Source organism: Vibrio ouci (assembly GCF_004551525.1).
Classification (GTDB): Bacteria; Pseudomonadota; Gammaproteobacteria; order Enterobacterales; family Vibrionaceae; genus Vibrio; species Vibrio ouci.
In genome coordinates, this window is the sequence record NZ_SATR01000322.1 from 1 (window position 1) to 533 (window position 533).

Annotated in this window: 1 protein-coding gene; it reads left to right on the plus strand. The window is 40.7% G+C overall.

Annotated elements, in window-relative coordinates; genetic code table 11:
* Positions 1-25 precede the first annotated feature (25 nt).
* Positions 26-391, plus strand: a complete 366-nt coding sequence (locus ELS82_RS25845; protein ID WP_134837847.1) for a hypothetical protein — start codon at positions 26-28, stop codon at positions 389-391.
* Positions 392-533: the final 142 nt, after the last annotated feature.

A 533-nucleotide genomic window follows, 5' to 3' on the forward strand; every position in this document is an offset into this window, starting at 1 on the left:
GGCGTTAACTGGATAAGGAGTTTCAGTGGGAGATTTACCAATTGGTGTTCGTGTTTATAGAAGCCGCTGGAGTTTGGTGGTTGCTCTTGTCGTTGCTCTTTATTTTCTAACTCCTACGGAAAACGTTGGTGAAGTAGTTGTAGTTTTGTTGCTGCTATTGTTTGGCTTTCGCGAAGTTTTGGCTTGGGTTAACGGAAGAACAATACTAGTTGTAAGTCCCGAAGGTATATACCACTACAAGACAGGGTTTATTTGTTGGGAACAAATAGAAAGCATAAAATCATACACCCCATTTAAAGATATCCATGTATATGCGCCAAGGCTAGAAGTCACACAATCTGAAAGGAGTACTTACAATGCTTATTGGTTGCCAAATAACCAAGTAGTGTAGTGGCATAGTTAATTTGGCCACCTGATTAGAGGTGTTAAGATGCACCTCATCTACATTAGGTGACACCATGACAAAACGTACAAGAAGAACCTTTAACCCTGAATTTAAACTCGAAGCAGCCCAACTTGTAGTTGAACAGGGG